The sequence below is a fragment of the Maribacter sp. LLG6340-A2 genome (assembly GCF_045057105.1).
Lineage (GTDB): Bacteria > Bacteroidota > Bacteroidia > Flavobacteriales > Flavobacteriaceae > Maribacter.
Map to the genome: position 1 here is coordinate 1848238 of NZ_CP159332.1, position 22237 is coordinate 1870474.

General features: G+C 33.2%; 18 protein-coding genes. 15 read left to right on the forward strand and 3 right to left on the reverse strand.

Features of this window, described 5'->3' with window-relative positions; translation table 11 throughout:
* The first annotated feature begins 1 nt into the window (after position 1).
* From ABVM52_RS07840 to ABVM52_RS07850, 3 genes are all read left to right on the forward strand, one after another.
* Positions 2-1192, forward strand: a complete 1191-nt coding sequence (locus tag ABVM52_RS07840; RefSeq protein WP_405384859.1) for a phosphoglycerate kinase — start codon at positions 2-4, stop codon at positions 1190-1192.
* A 117-nt stretch (positions 1193-1309) separates the two neighbouring features.
* The gene (locus ABVM52_RS07845; protein ID WP_405384860.1) at positions 1310-2956 is read left to right on the forward strand and encodes a LysM peptidoglycan-binding domain-containing protein; all 1647 of its coding nucleotides are present in this window, start codon (positions 1310-1312) and stop codon (positions 2954-2956) included.
* A gap of 13 nt (positions 2957-2969) precedes the next feature.
* Entirely contained in the window at positions 2970-3971 is a 1002-nt protein-coding gene (locus tag ABVM52_RS07850) for a DUF4837 family protein (protein ID WP_405384861.1), read from the forward strand.
* A 104-nt stretch (positions 3972-4075) separates the two neighbouring features.
* Here the strand turns inward: ABVM52_RS07850 and ABVM52_RS07855 are convergent, their stop codons facing one another.
* The 3 genes from ABVM52_RS07855 to tatA form a co-directional block, all read right to left on the reverse strand.
* A complete protein-coding gene (locus tag ABVM52_RS07855; RefSeq protein ID WP_405384862.1) occupies positions 4076-4252 on the reverse strand; it encodes a DUF6747 family protein in 177 nt (58 codons plus the stop codon).
* Positions 4253-4520: 268 nt separating this feature from the next.
* A complete protein-coding gene (locus ABVM52_RS07860) occupies positions 4521-6986 on the reverse strand; it encodes an OmpA family protein (RefSeq protein WP_405384863.1) in 2466 nt (821 codons plus the stop codon).
* Positions 6987-7322: 336 nt separating this feature from the next.
* On the reverse strand, positions 7323-7508 hold the full coding sequence (tatA, locus tag ABVM52_RS07865) for a twin-arginine translocase TatA/TatE family subunit (protein WP_405384864.1): 186 nt from the start codon (positions 7506-7508) through the stop codon (positions 7323-7325).
* 196 nt (positions 7509-7704) lie between these two features.
* Here tatA and ABVM52_RS07870 point away from each other — a divergent pair, with 196 nt between their 5' ends.
* The 12 genes from ABVM52_RS07870 (at position 7705) to ABVM52_RS07925 (ending at position 22234) form a co-directional block, all read left to right on the forward strand.
* Complete coding sequence (locus ABVM52_RS07870) at positions 7705-8574, forward strand: M23 family metallopeptidase (protein ID WP_405384865.1); 870 nt, start codon at positions 7705-7707, stop codon at positions 8572-8574.
* Between the two features lie 8 nt (positions 8575-8582).
* Positions 8583-10082, forward strand: coding sequence for a GH3 auxin-responsive promoter family protein (locus ABVM52_RS07875; RefSeq protein ID WP_405384866.1), 1500 nt, complete (start codon positions 8583-8585; stop codon positions 10080-10082).
* 52 nt (positions 10083-10134) lie between these two features.
* Positions 10135-11817: a DUF6909 family protein gene (locus ABVM52_RS07880; protein ID WP_405384867.1), complete on the forward strand. Its 1683-nt coding sequence runs from the start codon at positions 10135-10137 to the stop codon at positions 11815-11817.
* A 1-nt stretch (position 11818) separates the two neighbouring features.
* Positions 11819-12817, forward strand: a complete 999-nt coding sequence (locus ABVM52_RS07885; RefSeq protein WP_405384868.1) for a hypothetical protein — start codon at positions 11819-11821, stop codon at positions 12815-12817.
* A 2-nt stretch (positions 12818-12819) separates the two neighbouring features.
* Positions 12820-13863: a dTDP-glucose 4,6-dehydratase gene (gene rfbB / locus ABVM52_RS07890; protein ID WP_405384869.1), complete on the forward strand. Its 1044-nt coding sequence runs from the start codon at positions 12820-12822 to the stop codon at positions 13861-13863.
* 18 nt (positions 13864-13881) lie between these two features.
* Positions 13882-14751: a glucose-1-phosphate thymidylyltransferase RfbA gene (gene rfbA, locus ABVM52_RS07895; protein ID WP_405384870.1), complete on the forward strand. Its 870-nt coding sequence runs from the start codon at positions 13882-13884 to the stop codon at positions 14749-14751.
* Positions 14748-15293 (forward strand): dTDP-4-dehydrorhamnose 3,5-epimerase, encoded by a 546-nt coding sequence (rfbC, locus tag ABVM52_RS07900; protein WP_405384872.1) that lies wholly within the window; start codon positions 14748-14750, stop codon positions 15291-15293. The genes rfbA and rfbC overlap by 4 nt, the downstream gene beginning before the upstream one ends.
* Positions 15290-16147: a dTDP-4-dehydrorhamnose reductase gene (rfbD, locus tag ABVM52_RS07905; protein WP_405384873.1), complete on the forward strand. Its 858-nt coding sequence runs from the start codon at positions 15290-15292 to the stop codon at positions 16145-16147. The genes rfbC and rfbD overlap by 4 nt, the downstream gene beginning before the upstream one ends.
* A gap of 155 nt (positions 16148-16302) precedes the next feature.
* A complete protein-coding gene (locus ABVM52_RS07910; RefSeq protein WP_405384874.1) occupies positions 16303-17571 on the forward strand; it encodes an MBOAT family O-acyltransferase in 1269 nt (422 codons plus the stop codon).
* Positions 17572-17615: 44 nt separating this feature from the next.
* A complete protein-coding gene (locus ABVM52_RS07915; protein WP_405384875.1) occupies positions 17616-19298 on the forward strand; it encodes an alginate O-acetyltransferase AlgX-related protein in 1683 nt (560 codons plus the stop codon).
* A gap of 248 nt (positions 19299-19546) precedes the next feature.
* Positions 19547-21178 carry a cytidylyltransferase domain-containing protein gene (locus tag ABVM52_RS07920; RefSeq protein ID WP_405384876.1) on the forward strand — a complete coding sequence of 544 codons (1632 nt, stop codon included), beginning with the start codon at positions 19547-19549 and terminating at the stop codon, positions 21176-21178.
* Positions 21179-22234, forward strand: coding sequence for an N-acetylneuraminate synthase family protein (locus tag ABVM52_RS07925; protein ID WP_405384877.1), 1056 nt, complete (start codon positions 21179-21181; stop codon positions 22232-22234).
* Positions 22235-22237: the final 3 nt, after the last annotated feature.

Sequence of the window (22237 nt, forward strand, 5' to 3'; positions counted from 1 at the left end):
CATGAAAGTATTGAATGACTTTAATTTTGAAGATAAGAAAGCGTTAATAAGAGTGGACTTTAATGTTCCCTTAAATGATAAATTTGAAGTAACGGATACCAATAGAATAGAAGCGGCCAAACCAACCATTATAAAGGTCTTGGAAGATGGCGGTAGCGCTGTGTTGATGAGTCATTTAGGTAGACCAAAAGGTTCACGTAATGCCGATCTATCATTAAGTCATATTTGTGATGCGGTATCAGATATTATTGGTGTCTCCGTAAAATTTGTAGATGATTGTGTTGGGGAAAAGGCAGAAAAGGCCGTTGCTGAACTACAAAATGGCGAGGTTCTTTTATTGGAAAACTTACGATACCATAGTGAAGAAGAAAAAGGGGACGAGGAATTTGCCGAAAAATTATCAAAATTGGGCGATATATATGTAAACGATGCTTTTGGTACGGCTCATAGAGCACATGCATCTACTACAATTGTTGCAAAATTCTTCCCAGAAGCTAAGTGTTTTGGATATCTATTGGCCAAGGAAATAGAAGCGATCGAAAAAGTTATGGCAACAGGTGACAAACCCGTTTTGGCAATTCTTGGCGGGGCAAAGGTTTCTTCTAAAATCACTATAATAGAAAACATCTTGGATAAGGTAGATCATTTAATTATTGGCGGGGGTATGACCTACACGTTCGTTAAAGCACAAGGGGGCAAGGTTGGCGATTCTATTTGTGAAGACGATAAAATGGAATTGGCTATGGAAATTTTGGCCCAAGCAGAGCAAAAAGGTGTAAAAGTACATATTCCCGTAGATGTTTTGGCGGCAGATGATTTTGATGCGAATGCCAACACCCAAGTTGTAGATGTGGATAAAATACCGGATGGTTGGCAAGGTTTAGATGCCGGACCACGTACACTTGAGAATTTCAAGAGTGTTATTCTTGGGTCTAAAACTATTTTGTGGAATGGGCCGGTTGGCGTATTTGAAATGGAAAAATTTGCCAAAGGTACAATTGCAGTGGGCAACTTTATTGATGAAGCAACCAAGAACGGTGCTTTTTCATTAGTAGGGGGCGGAGATTCCGTTGCTGCAGTAAAGCAATTTGGTTTTGAGGACAAGGTTAGTTATGTATCTACAGGCGGAGGTGCCATGTTGGAAAGCTTAGAAGGGAAAACTTTACCCGGTATTGCTGCTATATTAGCGTAGACAAGGTGTTATCGATAAACGGTTTATAGCGAAAATTTGTGCATTTTAAGAGAATTAATTTTATTCTCTATAAAAAATGTACGATTTTCGTTTGTTCCGTTATTAATTTCGCCTCAAATGAAACTTCATACCTATTCATACTTTTCTTTACTAGGGCTATTCTTCTGTCCAATATTTATCACAGCTCAAGAAAATGACAGCACACGTGTAGTTGTTGATTCAATTCAATCTAATATTACCATTGAAAATCTGAACGGTATAGTCGCCGTAGAAGACACCGTTTCAACACTAAATAATAGTAACATTGTAGGTAATCCGTTAAGTGAGAAGCTAGCTCTTTTTAAGCCTACGGAATCTTCTACCTATAACCTTCAAGACAATGAATTGGCCGCCAAGTTCGATAGTCTTTGGATGAAAGAACTTGTAGATGCCGCACCACTTTTTAACGAAATGTATGAAGAGGTGTTGACAGAGCCAGATACAACTGCGGCGTTTGTACTGGATTTACCTACGGATACTTTAAAGTTGCGTTTGGCACGAATGAACGAAAGAACGCCGTTCAATATTGAGTACAACTCATCTTTAGAAAGCGTTATAAAATCTTTTCTTACCAGAAAAAGAGATTTAATGGAACGCATGCTTACCATTAGTCAGTTTTACTTTCCTTTATTTGAACAAGAGCTGGACAATAAGAACATTCCTTTAGAAATGAAGTATTTGTCTATTGTTGAGTCTGCTTTGAACCCTAAAGCACGTTCACGAGTAGGGGCAACTGGCCTTTGGCAATTTATGTACGGTACGGGTAAGGAAATGAAGCTGAACATTAACAGCTATGTAGATGAACGTAGTGACCCAATAAAATCTACCGCGGCCGCAAGTAATTATTTAAATAGATTGTATAGAATATATAATGATTGGGATTTGGCACTTGCAGCCTATAATTCCGGTCCTGGTAATGTAAATAAAGCTATTCGAAGAAGCGGTGGTCAAAGAAATTATTGGAATATAAGACGGAACCTACCTAGGGAAACAGCAGGTTACGTTCCCGCTTTTCAAGCAACGATGTATATTTTTGAATATGCCGAGGAACACGGACTAAAAACTAAAAGAGCGGAAAGAGCGTATTTTGAAACGGATACAATTCATATTAAGCACATGATCACCTTTGATCAGATTACAGAACTTACAGGTATCAATAAAGAGGAATTAAAGGTGCTTAATCCACAATATAAACTAGATGTAATCCCCTTTGTAAAAGGTCGCGCTCATGCGTTGAGGTTACCGGTGCATCAAATGGGAAAATTTGTAGCTAATGAAGAAGCTATTTATGCCCATGTTCAAAAAGAATTAAAGGAGAAAGAAGGACTTATAGCCAAGATTGAAAAAGCAGCTGAAGAAAATAGCATACGTTATAGGGTACGCGATGGTGACTTTCTTGGAAAAATTGCAGAACGTTATGGGGTTCGTGTTAGTCAGTTAAAACAATGGAACGGTTTACGAAGCAATAATTTGCGTATTGGTCAAAGATTGACCATTTACCCCAGAAAGAAACCTACATCTTCGGTTAAACCTAGGGAAACCCCTTCTAGAACTGCGGTTGCCAATAATTCTAAAATCCATGAAGTAAGAAGTGGCGACTCATTATGGACCATTTCTAGAAAATATCCGGGAGTTACTATCGAAAATTTGCGAAAATGGAACGGTATTAGTGGTAATAATTTAAAACCGGGCACAAAATTAAAATTGTGCGACTGTTCATCGTAAATTAAAAACACCAATGAAAAAAAGAATAGTACTTTGTTTTTTAGCAGTTTTAGGATTTTTAAATTCCTGTAAAGAAAGTGGCAAAGCAGATTATTTACCAGAATCTGTAGGAGCAATGAATACCTTAATGGTAGTAATTGACAACGAGTTATGGAAAAGTAACGTGGGCGATGCCATACGGGAAAATTATACAGCTGCTGTCCCTGGCCTTACCTGGGACGAAGCTTTGTTCAGTGTTACCCAAATTCCGCCTCAGGTATTTTCCGGGTCTATACAAAAAACCAGTTCAATTCTATATGTAATGGTAGATTCCTTGAACGTGGCCCATATGAAATCCAATATGTATGCAAAGCCGCAAAAAGTAGGAGTTTTAAAAGGTAGAAATAAGCAAGAGTTAATAGATAATATCCACAGTAGCGCAGAAGAGTTTATTGAGAACTTTAGGTCTCTTGAAATTAGTAAGGCTCAAAACCGTTTTACGAAATCCTTGAATAGGGAAAAAGCCTTGGAAGATAAATTTGATATTTCCATGAACATACCTTCTGTATATAGAGTTGGAAGGGAAGAAGATAACTTTGTTTGGATCTCACGTGAAATCCAAAAAGGTAATATGAACATTATTGCTTATACCATGCCATGGAACAGTTTTGAAAGTGATTCCACGTTTACCCAAGATATTATTAAAATGAGGGATTCTATAGGGGGACTTTATATCCCAGGGGAAGATATTCCTGGTAAAAAGAACCATATGATAACAGAAAAAGCTTTTTCGCCATATGTCTTTCCTGCTGAAGTTTCAGGAAAAAAAGCGGCAGAAGTTAGAGGAATTTGGGAAATGTCCGCATACCCTATGGCAGGGCCGTTTTTGACCTATATTATTAACGATAAGGAAAACAATAGAAAATTGGTTATAGAAGGGTTTGTATTTGCTCCTGCAACCAAAAAAAGGGATTATATGTTTGAGCTTGAGGCCATATTAAAATCTGTGTCTTACAATGTAAAAACAAATAAATAGCACATAGTTCAAAGTATCTTAAACAGAGCGGCCCATGAATTCATGGGCCGCTCTGTCATTAATTAGCATAGTAGTTGACATAGGCACTACAAATTTGTATTGTTTTAAAGGTTACTAAAGGAAAAGCCTGTAGATATTCTGTAGATGATGGCATATATTGCTATGCCTATAAGGATAAAGCACAACCATGAAAACATTTTAAAATAATTTTCAAGCAGGTAACTTCTCCAATTTCTAAAAGCCTCTGCATATATTTCTTTAACGAGTATAATTTTTTCCATAATGATTTATTTAGATGTTCGGTTTATCTAAAGTTCTAAATCATTTGGCCCTTTATGCAAAAGAATAGGTGAAGAGGGGAATTAAACTATTAAAAGTAAAAAGTGTAAACTATATCCTTTATACCGTTAGGAATGTTCGACAAACTACAATAAGGATAAATGTGTATAATACGGTTAAGTTCCTATAAGTTAGATGAATAGCGAATTGACTAAATGTTTACAGAACAATTTTTCTGCTATTATTAAGGTTGCCCAATAAAGTTAAAGGTTACATTTCTACAACTATAAATTCTGATCTACGGTTTAGATAATGTTGCTCTTCCGTACAAGGAACTCTGCCATTACATTCGTTCAATAATCTTTCCTCACCATAGCCTATTGCGCTTTCTATACGCTCTGGTGCAATACCTTGTGATATCATGTAATCTCTAGTAGATTTTGCACGCTTATCGGATAGATATTTGTTATAGGACGCATCTCCACGTGAATCTGTATGAGACTCAATCTTTATGACCATGGAAGGTGAATCTTTCATTACGGCAACAAGTTTATCCAGTTCCAGTGCAGCATCTTTACGAATGTATGACTTGTCGAAATTGAAATGAATCATTTCTGTCTTTAGCTTCTTTATACCATTTTCAACGGCAATGGCATCATTAAGTTTACGCATGGTGACTTCCACATTAACGGTGTCATTTTCCGCTGTTGCAGACTCTCTTAAGTCTTCATAGTATGCATCTTTTGTGGTTTTAAGGACGTACCGGGTGTCGCTATCCAAATCTTCAAATACAAAGCTCCCGTTTTCATCGGTTTCCATTTCCTTAAGCTTCATGTTGTTTTCGTCCAATAATTCAACTAAGGCATTGGGCATGATATTTCCTGAAACCAATTCCGTAACAACCCCTGCAATAGCGTTTGTTTTGGTAGGTGTCTCCTCTATTACCAATCTTTTAAAGGAATAGATATCATCATCACCTTTTCCACCAACTCTGTTAGAAGCAAAATAGCCTTCTTGTGACTCTTCATCTACTATAAAAGAAAAATCATCTTTTTCGCTATTGACGGGCTTACCCAAATTTCTAGCTTCAAGAAAACCATCCTCATCATTGAAAGCAACTTCAAAAATATCCAAGCCCCCAAGGCCTACATGTCCGTTAGATGAGAAATATAATTTTTTGTCATTGATGAAAGGGAACATTTCTTTTTGCTCCGTATTAATTTCAGGGCCAAGGTTTCTAGGTGTAGAGAACGTACCATCCTCATTAACATCAACTACAAAAATATCGGTTTCACCTATGCTTCCTGGCATATCGGATACAAAGTATAGTTGTTTACCATCTGCGCTAAGCGCAGGATGACCAGTTGAATAATCATCACTGTTAAACGAAACTTCCTGGGCCTCTGTCCATTCGCCGTTAACCTTTTTAGAGCGGTATATTTTTAGGTGATTAATACCGTTTTTGTCCCTTTTAAGTTTTTTACCATAGTTGTTTCTGGTGAAATACATGGTTTCGTTATCTGAAGAAAAGGTAACAGATGCTTCATGATATTTTGTATTGATTTCTTTTGAAAATTTTATGGCATCTTTTAAATCTTTAGATTCTTTATTCACTTTTGCTACATAAAGATCTAGATAGGGTTGATTGTTCCATTTATACCGTCTGGTATTATATATAGATGAATCTTTTGCGGAGGCATAAACCATTTCATCATCTTCATAATACATTGGAGAAAAATCTGAATTGATTGAATTGATATTTAAATTTTTAATATCAAACCTATCCTTCATTCTTAGGAGCCCGTCCAATACCATCTCATTATGCTGGCTCTGTTTCTCCTGTTTTTCTCCGGCTAATTTTCGGTTATATAATTTCATTAGCCTTTTGGACCTTTTGTAATTACCTGTACCTTTTAAGGAGTGGGCATATTTAAATAAATAATCTGTAGATAATTCCTTATCATATTTTTCATATAGGATATTGTACCATTTGTACGCCTTTTCCATATCCGTATTAAAATAATGGGCATCTCCTGCTTTTTTCAACACATCTTCGGTATATGCAGAGGTATATTTTGACAAAGCTTTCTCATATAGTTTTGCCGCTTCTGCATACCACATTTTGCCAAAATACTCATCTGCCCTCTGTACAAGCTTATCCTTGGTTTCCTTTAAAGGTTTAGTATGTGGTTTTTCCTCTTTTTTAATTTTTGTTAAAGCTTTGTTTTGCTTTGTTTCCTTAACCATATTTTTAGTAGCATCCTCTAATGGTTCTAGTTTGGCAACAGGAATACCGTTCTGCATCTTTAAAACCCAAATATCCTTTTTGTAACGATTGTTAAATTTTGTATTACAATCTGCAAAAGCAGCTTTCCAAGAACTGTAGTGATTTAGGTAGAGATAGTATAATTTGTTTTCTGGATTTTGAAAGTAACCGGACTCAAATCCTTTCTTATTGAACTTTTTTACTTGGGCACCTAGGTTTTTGCTTTTTCTGAATATACCTGCAACAACATAATATCCGTTTTTTGCACCATCTATATTTTTAAAGGTCTTTTGAGGTATGTCGTACGCTTTGGCAGCAAGCTCAAATTCCTTGCCTTCTACTATGGAACTTGTAGATGATGTAGAGACAATAGCTTCCTGAGAATTTTCAGTAGACGTATTTTCTTGAAAATTCTGACCATGGCCAAAAACAATAAAACCTAAAAAATATATGTATATTAAAATTCTCATTCGTATGATTGCTAAACCAACATACCATTGTTGGTGAGTATACTTATTATAGGAACGCTCAGAAATCGGGTTCTGTAATAAGCCTCACGAAATTAGTCGTAAAGTAGTATTTCATCGATTATTTGTTGTGAAACAGATGTTTTTTGTCGTGTATCTAGGCAGAATAGATGCTTTAAACCCTAGATTTGGGCTATAATTAGTTAATTGTAATTTTAACACCTAATTGCTTGAATTGCAGTAATAATGGCAATAACCTTGTATTGCTTTAATAAATAACGAAAATAAAAAAGCCCTAAAAATAGGGCTTATAATATAAGAGGTAAGATTACTATTGTATTAATCTTTATTCTTTTCTTCCAATTGCTCCTCATCTTTAGAAGCATCTTTAAATTCTTTGATTCCACTACCTAAACCTCTCATAAGTTCAGGAATTTTTTTCCCTCCAAATAATAGTAGGACTACCACCACCACTAGAATAATCTGTGGAGCACCAATGGCTAAAAAAGTAGATAAGATTGTCATAAGACTTATATTTTATAATAGATTTCAAAGATACTAAAATCTATCAAAGAAAACTCAGTATTATCTGTTAGGTTGCTAACATATTACACATTTTAACTTATTATTGTGTATTATAAAAGCTTAATATTAGTCAATAGCTACTATATTTCGCATCCCAAACGCTTCAAAATTAATTTCTAAGTATATCTTTGTTAAGATGGCCAAGAAAGTTAAAAAACGTAAGGAAATAAAACGTAAGCTGCTTCATAAGTACCGCTTGGTAATTTTAAATGAAAATACTTTTGAAGAAAAGATATCCTTTAAATTAAGCAGGTTAAACGTTTTTGTTACCGGGTCTTTATTTATGATTGCCCTTATAGGGTTAACAACCCTATTAATTGCATTTACACCGTTAAGGGAATATATACCAGGGTATTCTTCTACTCGTTTAAAAAAGCAGGCCACGGAACTTACTTATAAAACGGACTCCTTGGTGAGAACATTAAATTATACCAATAAGTATTTGGATAATATTAGACTAGTATTAAAGGGTGATATTGAAAATACGGTCGTAAATAGGGATTCCTTATTTCAACAATATAAATTAGACCCCTCTACGGTAGATTTGAACCCTATTAAGGAAGATTCATTATTAAGGGCAGAGGTGGCCTTGGAGGACAAGTACAACCTGTTTGAACGTGTTATCGATAAGAAAAACTTAGTATTGTTCGCACCAGTAACAGGAGCCGTTACCATGAATTATGAACCCAAGGAAAAACATTATGCAGTAGATGTAACCGCTAGTAAGGATAGCCCTGTAAAGGCGATTGCCAACGGAACCGTAATTTTTTCTGAATGGACTGCAGACACGGGTTATGTCATTATTTTAGAACATGAAGGTGGTTTATTAAGTGTGTATAAACATAATGGTTCCCTGTCCAAGTTTCAGGGAGATATTGTTAGAGGTGGTGAGGTTATCGCATCAGTAGGTAACACAGGAGAATACACAACTGGACCACATTTGCATTTTGAATTGTGGGACAACGGAACACCTATAGATCCGTTGAATTATATAGATTTTAATTAATATTTTTCATGTCCATAAAGACTTTTGCCGCTAAAATATTTGCTCACCGTATTCATAAGAGAACCCAGAATTGGGTAAACAATCCTATTGCAGCGCAAGAAAAGGTGTTCAAAACATTAATACAGAAGGGAAAGGGAACCAAATTTGGTAAGGATCATGGTTTTAGCTTTATTAAACATCATGCAGATTTTGTAAAAAATGTTCCAATTAGGGATTATGAGGAATTAAAAACCTACGTAAACTTAGTTGTGGAAGGGAAAGAAGATATTCTTTGGCCGGGATTACCCTTGTATTTTGCAAAAACCTCTGGTACAACCTCCGGGGCTAAATATATCCCCATTACAGAAGGGTCTATCAAAGAACAGGTAAAAGCTTCAAGAAATGCTATTTTAAATTATATTCATGAAACCGGAAATGCGGATTTCGTTACCGGTAAAATGATTTTTTTGCAAGGCAGTCCTATTTTGGAAGAGAAAAACGGAATTAAATTGGGCAGACTTTCTGGTATCTCTGCTCATTATGTTCCAAATTACCTACAAAAAAACAGAATGCCTTCTTGGGAAACCAATTGCATAGAGGATTGGGAAACCAAAGTCAATGCCATAGTAGAGGAAACCAAAAACAAGGATATGACCGTTATTGCGGGTATTCCTTCATGGGTTCAAATGTATTTTGAAAAGCTAAAAGAAAATACCGATAAGAATATTGGCGATTTATTTAAAAACTTTGAGCTTTTTATCTATGGTGGGGTCAATTATGAACCTTACAGAAAAAAGTTTGAATCGCTCATTGGTAGAAAAGTAGCGAGTATAGAACTCTTTCCTGCAAGTGAAGGTTTTTTTGCCTATCAAAATTCACAAAAAGAAAAAGGGATGCTCCTTTTATTGGATGCTGGAATTTTTTATGAATTTGTAAGGTCCGACGAATTCTTTTCAGAGCAACCAAATAGAATTACCTTAAAAGATGTGGAAATTGGGGTAGATTATGTTATGATTATTTCTACCAATGCCGGACTATGGGCGTATAATCTTGGAGATACCATTCAGTTTATTTCATTAAATCCTTTTAAAATAGTTGTCTCTGGCCGTATTAAACATTTTATTTCGGCATTTGGGGAGCATGTAATTGCCAAAGAAGTAGAAGAGGCCATACAAATTGCAACCAGTAAAACAAATGCCAGTGTCAGTGAATTTACCGTTGCACCACAGATAACTCCCCCAGAGAACGAATTGCCTTTTCATGAGTGGTTTATTGAATTTGAGAGCGAACCAGATGATATGGGTACATTCATCCAATATTTAGATAAGGCCTTACAAGAACAGAATAGCTATTATTTTGATCTAATCGTTGGCAAAGTTTTACAACCTTTAAAAATAACTTCCATTCAACAAGGTGGTTTTATGGAGTATATGAAATCTATTGGAAAGTTGGGAGGACAGAATAAAGTACAACGTTTATCTAACGACCGTAAGGTCGCTAACGGTTTGTCAAAATATAAAATCTCATAAATTCTGTCTATAATTAACTAATTATTAATTGTAGTTTTGTTTCAAATCATTAATGGGAAAAGCAATTACAACCACAAGAGCACAAGAATCGACTAATGCGATCGAGCGCATGTACATTACCATGCGGCACTTATTCAACCGTGGGTTCTATAAACCAAACGGTGTTTCTGGAGAAGCGCTAAAAAATGCATTGTTACAACTACGTCCAGAAATATACGGATCACTTGGAGAAGATAAGGCAGAGTTAAGCGGACTCATCTATGTTTTGGAACGTTTGCCCGAGGGTATAGAGCAATGTAGATTCATCAGTTTAACATCAGATGAAGGTTATGGTATTTCACATATTGAACCTATAATACCCCCAAAAAGAAGAAGAAATTGTTATCGTATAGATAATGAGCAGATGAATATTGAAATTACCAGGGGTCGTTCCGATATTTATGATATTCTTACGCATTTAACCTTTTTGTTTATCGAGTCCGAGAAAATCTGTAAACGTGTATTAATTCCAGACACGGAGAAAACGATAAGAGATTGGACCAAACTAGAATCAGCAGTTCATAAAAAAGAACTTACCCAGGAAGAGCGGGAAATTGCACTCATACATACCGCAAATATCTTAGGTCGTTCTTTTGAGGAAATTGTAGAAGTATATAAAAAGTTTAGCACCAAGTCCAATCCGGAGCGTTTTTTGGAAGTCATTTATTGGCTTGGAAAACTGGCCTTGGAAGAAGAGATTACCGGTGAAAAAAGAGCTATTACATTCAGCACACTTTTACGTGAGCGTTTAGGCCATCATATTCATGGAGAAATTTGGGCCAATAATATAAAAGCCGTTCTGTCAAAGCACAATTTATTGCAGAGGCCTATACATATTATTTCTGCAAACATGCACAGTGTAATGAACTCTATGTTTGCCAAAACCGCATTGGCCAAGGAATTTTCCAAGGCTACCGATTTAGAGATTTATGAAGCCCTAAGTAGTGCAGAGAACGGACATCTACGAAAAAAGGTAAGCTCTTTGGCAGAAAAAAATGGAATGATTTCCATAGACGACACTTCGGGTACGAACATAGATGTTCAAATTTTTGACACCGCTAAAATTAAAAAAGGGGCAAGTTCGTATGAATTATCCGTGGTAGAGGATCATAAAAAACCTGTTATATTTGTAATGGATTACGCATTTGGGGAACAAGCATATGAAACAATAGATGAGCTTCTAAAACCCTATCATATAAATAAGAACGACGAATCCTTAATAAATGTTGATTCGGTTTCAATAATGGGCAAGGCAGGTATTTTAGAAGGTGGTAAAGGAGATTTAATGATTCCTTCTGCTCATATTTTTGAGGGCACTGCAGATAACTACCCCTTTAGCAATGAACTTTGCGCTAAGGATTTTGAAGGGCATGGATTAAAAGTGTTTGAAGGGACCATGGTTACCGTATTAGGTACTTCATTGCAAAATAAGGATATACTTAAGTTTTTCCATAAATCCACATGGAATGTAATAGGTTTGGAAATGGAAGGCGTTCATTATCAAAAAGCAATACAATCCGCATCTAGAATACGAAAAAGTATTAGGCAAGATGTAAAAGTAAGGTATGCATATTATGCTTCGGACAACCCTTTAGAAACAGGTAGTACCTTAGCATCTGGAGGTTTAGGAACAACCGGGGTAAAGCCCACCTATTTAATTACGGATAAAATTTTAAAGCAAATATTTAATTCATAAAATGGACGAGAATACAAAACCACAAAGCAATAATAGTTCTGACGAAATTGACTTGGGACAATTGTTTCAGTTAGTGAAAAAGGGATTTAACTCCATTTTCAGGTTTATTTTAAGAGTATTTCTATATCTAAAAAAGAATGTTTTCCTGTTGATTGGTTTAATAGTCTTGGGATTGGTAATTGGGTTTGCTTTATCCAAAGTAATATCTAAACGATTAAAAATAGAAGTAATCGTAAAACCCCAAATTGATAGTAAAAATTATCTCTATGATGTCGTTAATGAAATACAGGCAAATGTAGAAGCGAAAGACACTTTATTTTTTAAATCTATAGGAATTGAAGAAATAGATTTTCAAGGATTGGAAGTAGCAATAGGCCGTGTAGCAGAGGAAGTTACCTCAGAAGCTGACCTTCAATATTTAGAATTATTACAAAGTTTTGAAAATACAGATGCTATTGCCGATATAGTAAGAGCAGAACTTCAAAACAAGAGTTCCTTTAACCATAGGATTACCATTTATTATAAGAACCCTAAGATTGGCCAAGAATTTGCCAATAAGGTAATTGCTTACATAAATTCAAGTACATATTTTGATGATTTAAGACAAACATACTTAGATAATGCCGCTGAGCGTATTGAAAAAAATAAAGTATTATTGGACCAAGTTGATGAAATCATAAGTAATTACTCCAAAAAAATGTTGGAAAAACAAGGGGATAGTGGTAATGATAGAATAGTGGTAGATAATCAGGAAACACTCAATATAACAGGTCTTTTCAATTTAAAGAATGAATTGATAAAAGATATTGAAACCAAAAAAATAGAGTTAATTCAAAGTGCAGAAGTTGTTAGGGTTATAAATTTTGGAAAGCCCCAGCAAGTCCGTAAATCGTTTCTAGGTAAAAAAATTGTTTTGATTCCGTTAATCTTACTTGGATTATTCTTTGTAATCTCAACTCTAAAATATTTGGACATAAAATCTAAAGAGTTAAAATTTTAAATATGAACATACTAGTTACAGGGGGAGCTGGTTTTATAGGTTCCCATGTAGTAAGAAGACTTGTAAAAAATTACCCTAATTATACTATATATAATTTGGATGCTCTAACATATGCTGGAAATCTTGAGAATTTGACCGATATAGATACATATCCTAATTATAAATTTTTAAAAGGAGATATTGTTGATAGTCAATACATCAATGAATTATTTGCAAGCACAAATTTTGATGGTGTCATACATTTGGCGGCAGAATCTCATGTGGATCGATCCATTGAAGACCCATTAGCTTTTGTAAGAACTAATATAATAGGAACAGTAAACCTATTAAATGCCGCAAAAAATAGTTGGAAAAACAATTTTGAAGGCAAACGTTTTTATCATGTAAGCACAGATGAGGTTTATGGTTCTCTTGGTAGCGAAGGGTTGTTTACTGAAGAAACCAGTTATGACCCAAATTCCCCCTATTCCGCATCCAAGGCAAGTTCAGATCATTTTGTACGTTCTTATGGTGAAACATATGGTCTACCTTACGTAGTAACGAATTGCTCCAATAATTATGGCCCATATCATTTTCCTGAAAAATTAATTCCTTTATTTATAAATAATATTATCGAGAAAAAAAACCTTCCGGTATATGGGGATGGAAAATACACAAGGGACTGGTTGTTTGTAGAAGACCATGCGAAAGCGATTGATCTGGTATTTCATAAAGGAAATAATGGTGAAACCTATAATATTGGAGGTTTCAATGAATGGCAAAATATAGATTTAGTCAAATTATTATGTAGTGTAATGGACAAGAAGTTAAACAGGTCTCATAGAGAATCAGAACAGTTAATTACCTATGTAAAAGATAGACCTGGACATGATTTAAGATACGCCATTGATGCCAGTAAAATAAATAAAGAGCTAGGTTGGAAACCATCGGTTACATTTGAAGAAGGGTTGGAAATAACTGTAGATTGGTATTTAAATAATTCCGATTGGTTAAAAAATGTTACTTCTGGCGACTACAAGGAATATTATACTAAAATGTATTCGTAACTTTTATAAAATCCAAATATGAAAGGAATTATCCTAGCAGGGGGGTCAGGAACAAGACTACATCCTCTAACACTTTCCGTAAGTAAGCAGTTAATGCCTATTTATGACAAACCAATGATTTATTATCCGCTTTCAACATTGATGTATGCCGGCATAAGGGAAATATTAATTATTTCTACACCAAAAGATTTGCCATTGTTTGAAGAATTATTGGGAGACGGAAAAAAATATGGATGTTCATTTTCATATGCGGTTCAAGAGGCTCCAAACGGTCTTGCAGAAGCCTTTATTATTGGGGCCGATTTTATTGGAAAAGACAAGGTAGCACTAATACTGGGAGACAATATTTTTTATGGTTCCGGTCTTGCTAAATTACTCCAATCCAACAATGACCCGGAAGGTGGTATTATTTATGCTTATAGGGTTCATGATCCCGAACGTTACGGAGTTGTTGAATTTGATGATAATGGTGTTGCCATAAGTATTGAAGAAAAACCTTTGGAACCAAAATCAAATTATGCGGTTCCCGGAATTTATTTTTATGATAACGATGTAGTGGAAATTGCGTCAAGTATACCTCCTAGCCCAAGGGGAGAACTAGAAATTACCGATGTAAATAAAGAATATCTAAAAAGAGGTAATTTGAGCGTAAGTATTCTTGATAGAGGAACGGCTTGGTTAGATACCGGTACTTTTCAATCTTTAATGCAAGCCTCACAATTTGTTGAGGTAATAGAGGAACGCCAAGGTTTAAAGATTGGCGCAATAGAAGGTGCTGCATATGAGATGGGTTATATTGACAAAAAGCAATTTAAAGCTCTTGCAGAACCTTTAATGAAAAGTGGTTATGGAAAAAACCTTTTGGGAATTTTAAACAAAAATCAATGACATTTACCGAAACGAAGCTAAAAGGTTGCTACATTTTGCAACCGAAAGTGTTTTCAGACGAAAGAGGATATTTTTTTGAATCTTTTAACGAAAAAACTTTTTCTGAGGGTGTTGGTGAAAGTGTAAAATTTGTTCAAGACAACCAATCCTTTTCAACTTATGGTATCGTTAGGGGCATACATTATCAAGTGGGTAATAATGCTCAAGCTAAATTAGTAAGGGTTCTAAGTGGTAGCGTTCTTGATGTCGCAGTAGATCTTAGAAAGAATTCGGCAACATTTGGTCAACATATTGCCGTAGAATTAAGTGCAGAAAATAAAAAACAACTTTTTATACCAAGAGGCTTTGGTCATGGTTTTTCCGTTTTGTCGAAAACAGCAGAATTCTTTTATAAATGTGATAATTTTTATAACAAGGAATCTGAAGGTGGTATTATTTATAATGATAAGAACCTTCAAATTGATTGGAAAATTGAAAATTCAAAAGTAAAGGTGTCTGAAAAAGACTTGATTTTACCAGATTTAAAAGATGCCAGCTTATGAAAAATGTTTTAGTAACGGGAGGAAAAGGTCAGTTGGCAACAAGTATAAAAGCAATATCCAATACATTAGATAATGTACATTTTATATTTGTAGATGTCGAAGATCTAGATATTACGAATACCAACCAAGTTAATAACTATTTCAAAAGCCATAACATAACACATTGCGTTAATTGTGCCGCTTATACTGCAGTAGACAAAGCAGAAAATGAAAAAGAAATGGCTATGTTGGTTAATAATATAGGAGCCAAAAATTTAGCACTAGCCTGTAATACTAATAATGCGAAATTGATACAAATTTCTACGGACTTTGTTTTTGATGGCAAAAAATCAAACCTATATAATGAAAAGGATGATGTAGAGCCATTAAGTGTTTACGGAGAAACTAAATTAAAAGGCGAACTTGCAATAGCAAATATTCTTAAAGAACATTACATTATAAGAACATCTTGGTTGTATTCGGAGTACGGGCACAACTTTGTAAAAACAATGCTGACATTAGCTGCAAATAGAGATGAGTTAAGCATTGTTTGTGACCAAATTGGAACACCAACCTATGCAGGAGATTTAGCGGCCTTAATTTTGCTTATTATTACTGAAGATAATAAAGCGTATGGCGTTTATCACTACAGTAATGAGGGTGTAGCAAGCTGGTATGATTTTGCTAAGGCTATCTTTGAAGAAAGTGAAGTAAATGTCAAAGTTCTCCCCATAAAAACAGAGCAATACCCAACTCCTGCTACTAGACCTGCTTTCAGTGTTCTAGATAAAACAAAAATTAAACAACTGATGAAAATAGAAATTCCTTATTGGCGAAGTAGTTTAAAGAACTGTATTGCTAATCTAGAAGGATAGTTAATATGGTATTTAGTTCATTAACGTTTCTATTTATTTTCTTACCATTAACGGTATTCATTTACTACGCGTTAAATTCTAAATTTAGGAATGGTTTTCTTACGCTTGCCAGCCTTTTTTTTTATGCATGGGGAGAAAAAAAATTGGTTTTGCTAATGATATTTTCAATAGCAATAAATTTTATTGGCGGTATTACAGTTGCATATTTTTCTGAAAAACAGAGAAAAAAATTATCAAAATATACATTGTGGGTTTTTGTCGCTGCCAATGTTTTAATGTTGGTTTATTATAAATATTTAAACTTTTTTGTAGACATATTAGATGAGACGAGTTTTATAGGACATTCAAGTATAGATGAAATTCTATTGCCAATAGGAATTTCATTTTTTACATTTCAAGGTTTATCCTATTTAATAGATGTATACTACGAAAAGGTAAATCCACAAAAGAACTTAGTTTCTCTAGCCTTATACATTTCCATGTTTCCACAATTAATTGCTGGTCCTATTGTAAGGTATATCGATGTTGAAAAGCAGATAAAAAAAACAAAACATTTTCATTGGAGCAAATTCTCAGAAGGAATAGAACGTCTTATTATTGGTCTTTTTAAAAAAGTAATTATAGCTAACCAAATGGCTTTTATTGCTGATTTTGTTTTTAATAGTGAATCGTCATTTGGTATGACCACATATTGGTTAGGAATCATTTGTTATTCATTTCAAATTTATTTTGATTTTTCTGGCTATTCAGATATGGCTATTGGTTTAGGGAAAATGTTTGGTTATGATTTTTTGGAGAATTTTAGATTACCTTATATAAGTAAGTCTATTCAAGAATTTTGGAGAAGATGGCATATATCTTTATCAAGTTGGTTTAGAGATTATTTATACATTCCATTAGGTGGCAATAGGAAAGGGGGTTTAAGAACATATATTAACTTATCTATTGTATTTTTTGTTACTGGTTTTTGGCATGGGGCAAGCTTAAACTTTATAGTTTGGGGATTATATCATGGTTTGTTCTTAATTCTAGAAAGGTTGTTTTTAGGTAAAATTTTAGAAAAGGCCCCTAAAATAGTTTCTCATATTTATACCTTATTAGTAATCATGATTGGTTGGGTTTTGTTTAGAGCAAATACTTTAAAAGATGCGTTACATTATCTTGATAATATGTTTAGTTTTACAGCAATTGATAATATAGAGGTACTACAATATTTTAGTCCTTATTTTATTGTTGTATTAATTCTAGCCTTTATTTTATCTACGAATATTAAGAATTTCTTAAAATCAATTTTCTTTGGCAAGTATCAGAAAACTAAAGTATTACTTGCATTTAAATATTCTGGATACATACTAATATTTATATTTTGTCTTTTAGAATTAGGGGCAAATAATTACAATCCGTTTATATATTTTAGATTCTAATGATAATAAATAAGCACATAATCAATATTATAATTTACCCTTTATTGTTTTTAGGGGTGCTCTTTTCAATTTTTAAAATTAATCAACATTACTTTTTTAATGAATATGAGCCCGAACAACTTTTTATTGATGTTGAATTTAAGGCTTCAGAAGATGATATTTTTCAGTTATTTTACAGAGACTCATTATCAGAGTTAAAAGAGAAGTTCTCTCAAAATATTAGAGTAAAAGGGTCAGATAATTTTCAACGTATTACGTATACTATTCCAGATACTTTAAAGTTAGAACAAGTTAGATTTGATTTTGGAAACAAACTAAAGCTATCTCCAATAGAAATAAAGCACTTTCTTCTTAAATATAACGGCAATTCTATTGACTTAGCAAAAGACTCATTAACGACTGTTTTAAAGCCAAATCAATATACGACAGAGATATCTAAAAACGTTTTTTCTAGAAAAGTAATAGGTAAAAGATCTGATCCATTTATGCTATCTATTAGTTTAGGAGCAATAATACACGAGTTAAAACAGGGAACAAACAAGAGTAAATTTTTCTTAATTGCAATTACCTCTTTGATATTAGCAATTTCGCTGATAGTTGCTTTAAGACAATTAAGTTTTTCTAGAACCTTTAATTTGGAACAGAACCAGATTTTTGTAGTTGTGTTTTTAGGCTTGCTTTCCCTTTCTTTTTTAGACAATGTTTTTTCTCTAGACAATACTAAGATTACAGAAAAAAGAGAGTTAGCTTCTAAACCAGAATTAACTACAAATGGGATTAATCAATACCCAAGTAAATTTGAAAATTACTTTAATGATCATTTTGGTTTTAGGAATAAAATAATCTCTTTAGGAGGTATTGTTAAGGCAAAGCTTTTTAATACATCTCCTAAGATTGAGAAGGTTATGGTTGGTAATGATGATTGGTTGTTTTTTTGGGAAAAAACAATACAAAATTCATATTTAAACTCAAATCCTTTCGCAACTCAAGACTTAGGTAAATTGGGTAAAAAATTGATGATTATTAATGCTTATTCTAAAGAAAGCGGAACACGTTTTATAACAACAATTTATCCAAATAAGCATACGGTCTATGGTCATAAAATACCTAATAGATTTAAAGCTTTAAAGAATAATGCAGAAGAAAGGATAGATCAATTTTATAGGTTCGTTAAGTCCAATAAAATTTCTAATGTAGATAACCGCAACATTTTAAAAACAAAGGTAAAGAATACCCAATTATATTTTAAAAATGATTCGCACTGGAATTCAAATGGTGCTTATTACGCCTATAAAAATATATTTAATCTAGTTGCCAATGAAGATAGAGATATTTTGAAACCACTTTTATTAGATGATTTTTCTATTACTATAGATTCAGAATATTTAAAAGGTGACTTAATTAATTTACTAGGAATAGATAACAAAAATGGCTATTTTAAAGATGATTATTACAGCTATAAAACTAAAAAGCCTAATAAAATTCATAGAAAAAATGGAAGTTTTGGAAAGCGAAGTTTAATTTTTGACAACCCTAATTCTGGTAATGAGAAAGTTGCTGTTGTTTTTGGAGATTCTTTTTCTAATGGGATATTGCAGTTCATACCGTATCATTTTAAAAAAACTATATTTATTCGCAATATTAACATGGATATTGCTTTAATAAAAACGATTAAACCTGATTATGTAATCTTTGGGATGGTAGAAAGAAATTTGGAGCTATTTTGATAAATAATGTAATCGGAAAGTAGAAAGTATTTTTAATATTATAGGTGTGAGTCATTAGAAAAATGTTTATAGAGGTTTACTAAAAAGAATATTTTAGTTAAAAAACAGCATCTTATATTTTAATTACAGATAGGAATAATTATAAATTGAGAAAATCAATATAAAATTCTACCAATAATAGTTAAGGTTAACAGTTTATTTTAAGTAATGGTTATTTGTTTATTATAAGAATATTAAAGTCAGAAAACGTGAATATTTTAGTTGTTATACCAGCAAGAGGAGGATCAAAAGGAATCCCTAGAAAAAACATAAGGTCTTTAGCGGGTAAACCTTTGCTTTATTACAGCGTTAGAAACGCTAAGAAAATAAATAATGGTGTAGTTGATGTGTATGTTTCAAGTGAAGATCAAGAGATACTTACACTTGCTAAAAAATTTGGAGCAAAAACTATACAAAGAGGACTAGACATAGCCGATGACAAAACTACTTTAGACCCTGTAATATATAATTGTTATTTAAAAGCATCTGAGATAGAAGGTAAAAATTATGATTACGTAATTACAATGCAGCCAACATCACCATTATTAGACGCAAATAGCATTAACAATGCGCTCAAAATTTTGAGAGATAAAAATATTGATACGGTTATATCAGGAATATACGATACGCATTTAACTTGGATAAAAGGAGAAAAAGAATTTACCCCCAATTATAGAAAACGATTAAATAGGCAAGAATTACCTCAAATCTATAAAGAAACAGGGGGTTTTGTAATCACTAGGTCAGTTTTTATGACTTTAGATTCTAGATTTGGTCCTAATACTCAGATATACCCATTAACTAAAAAAGAAGCCGTAGATATTGATGATTTTGAAGACTGGAATATTTGCGAGTATTATTTAAACAAAAAGAAAATACTTTTTGTTATTTGTGGTAATTCTTCAGTAGGAATGGGACATGTCTACAATAGTTTGAGTATTGCCAACGAGATTTTAGATCATCAAATTTGTTTTCTGACGGATAATAAAAGCACTCTTGCATTTGATAAAATAAAAGAGAATAATTACGAGGTATTTGCACAAAAAAAAGAAAATATTCTTGAAGACATAAAAGACATAAATCCAGATATTGTCATAAATGATATTTTAGATACAACTTCAGAGTACATTGATAGCTTGAAAAAATATGTTGACATAGTAATTAATTTTGAAGACCTAGGTAAGGGTTCTCAATTAGCAGATTTAGTTATAAACGCAATGTATCCAGAAGGAAAAGTAAATCTTGGCCATTATTATGGCTCAAAATATTTTATTCTTAGAGATGAATTTTTGTACACTAAGGAAAAATTGATTAACAGCAAATTAGAGAATATTTTGATTTCCTTTGGTGGTGTAGACCCTAACAATTATACAGATAGAATATTAAGTTTGATTTCTAGCTATTGTAAGGAAAAGGGAATTGTTATAAAGGTAATTACTGGTTTGGGGTATCAACATTATAATGATTTAATAAAAAAGTATCCCCATATTCCCATTTTAAAGAATGTTCTTAATATGTCTGAGGAAATCTACCAAGCAGATTTAATATTCACTTCAGCAGGAAGAACTACCTTTGAAGTTGCTGCAATTGGTGTTCCAGCAATTGTTTTATGTCAAAATGAAAGAGAAACGAGTCATTTCTTTGCATCTGAAAAAAATGGTTTTTTTAATCTTGGTCTTGGCTATCAAATTTCAGACGAAAAAATACAAGCGGTATTTGAACGCGCTTTAGATTTCAATATCAGAATGTTTATGCATGAAAGATTGTTGGAGACAGATTTAAAGAATGGTAAAAAACGAGTTATTGATTTAATTAAAAAAACTATAAATAATTTTGTCTAAATGAAAATCAAAGATTTAATTGTCAATTTTGACCATACAAGTAATATACATAGACCGTATGTAATTGCAGAGGCCGGCGTTAATCATGAAGGGTCAATGGATTTGGCCAAAAGGCTAATAGAAGAGGCTAAAGAAGGCGGTGCTCATGCAATAAAATTTCAAACCTATAAGGCAAGTACTATTGCTTCAAAAGAAAGTCCTTCTTATTGGGATACAAGCAAGGAATCTACAGAAAGCCAATTTGAGCTTTTTAAAAAGTATGATAAGTTTTGGAAATCAGAATATGAAAAATTAAAAATTTATTGTGATGATGTTGACATTGAATTTATGTCTACTCCATTTGATGTTGCTTCTGCAAATTTTCTCAATGATATGATGGATGTATTTAAAATATCATCTTCTGATATTACCAACCTTCCATTTATAGAACATTTAGCTTCTTTTGGCAAACCAATTATTCTTTCTACTGGTGCAAGCTATGTTTGGGAAGTTCAACAAGCATTGGAAACCATAGGAAAGTATAATTTGCCAGTTTGTTTGATGCATTGTATTCTCAACTATCCTACTTTGAATAAGAATGCGAACTTGGGAATGATTAATGACTTAATAAATCGTTTCCCTAAAACTGTCCCAGGCTATTCTGACCATACCTTACCTGATGAAATGGAAGTTTTAAAAGTGGCCAATTTATTGGGAGCCGTTATTTTAGAGAAACATTTCACTCATGATAAAACATTACCTGGTAATGACCACTATCATGCAATGGATAAAAATGATTTAATTGTTTTTTTTAAAAAAATGGACAAGGTCTATGGCTATATAGGTAGTCATGATAAAAAGCCATTAGTAAGTGAAGAGATTTCTAGACAGAATGCTCGAAGAAGCTTAGTTGCCTTGAAAGATATTAACGAAGGAGAAACTATAAAAAAAGAACATTTAACATGGAAAAGACCAGCTAGTGGTATCTCTCCAAGAGAGATTGATAACATAATTGGTAAAACTTCAAAAATAGCAATAAAAGAAGATTCGATTATTCAATGGAATATGTTGGATTAATTA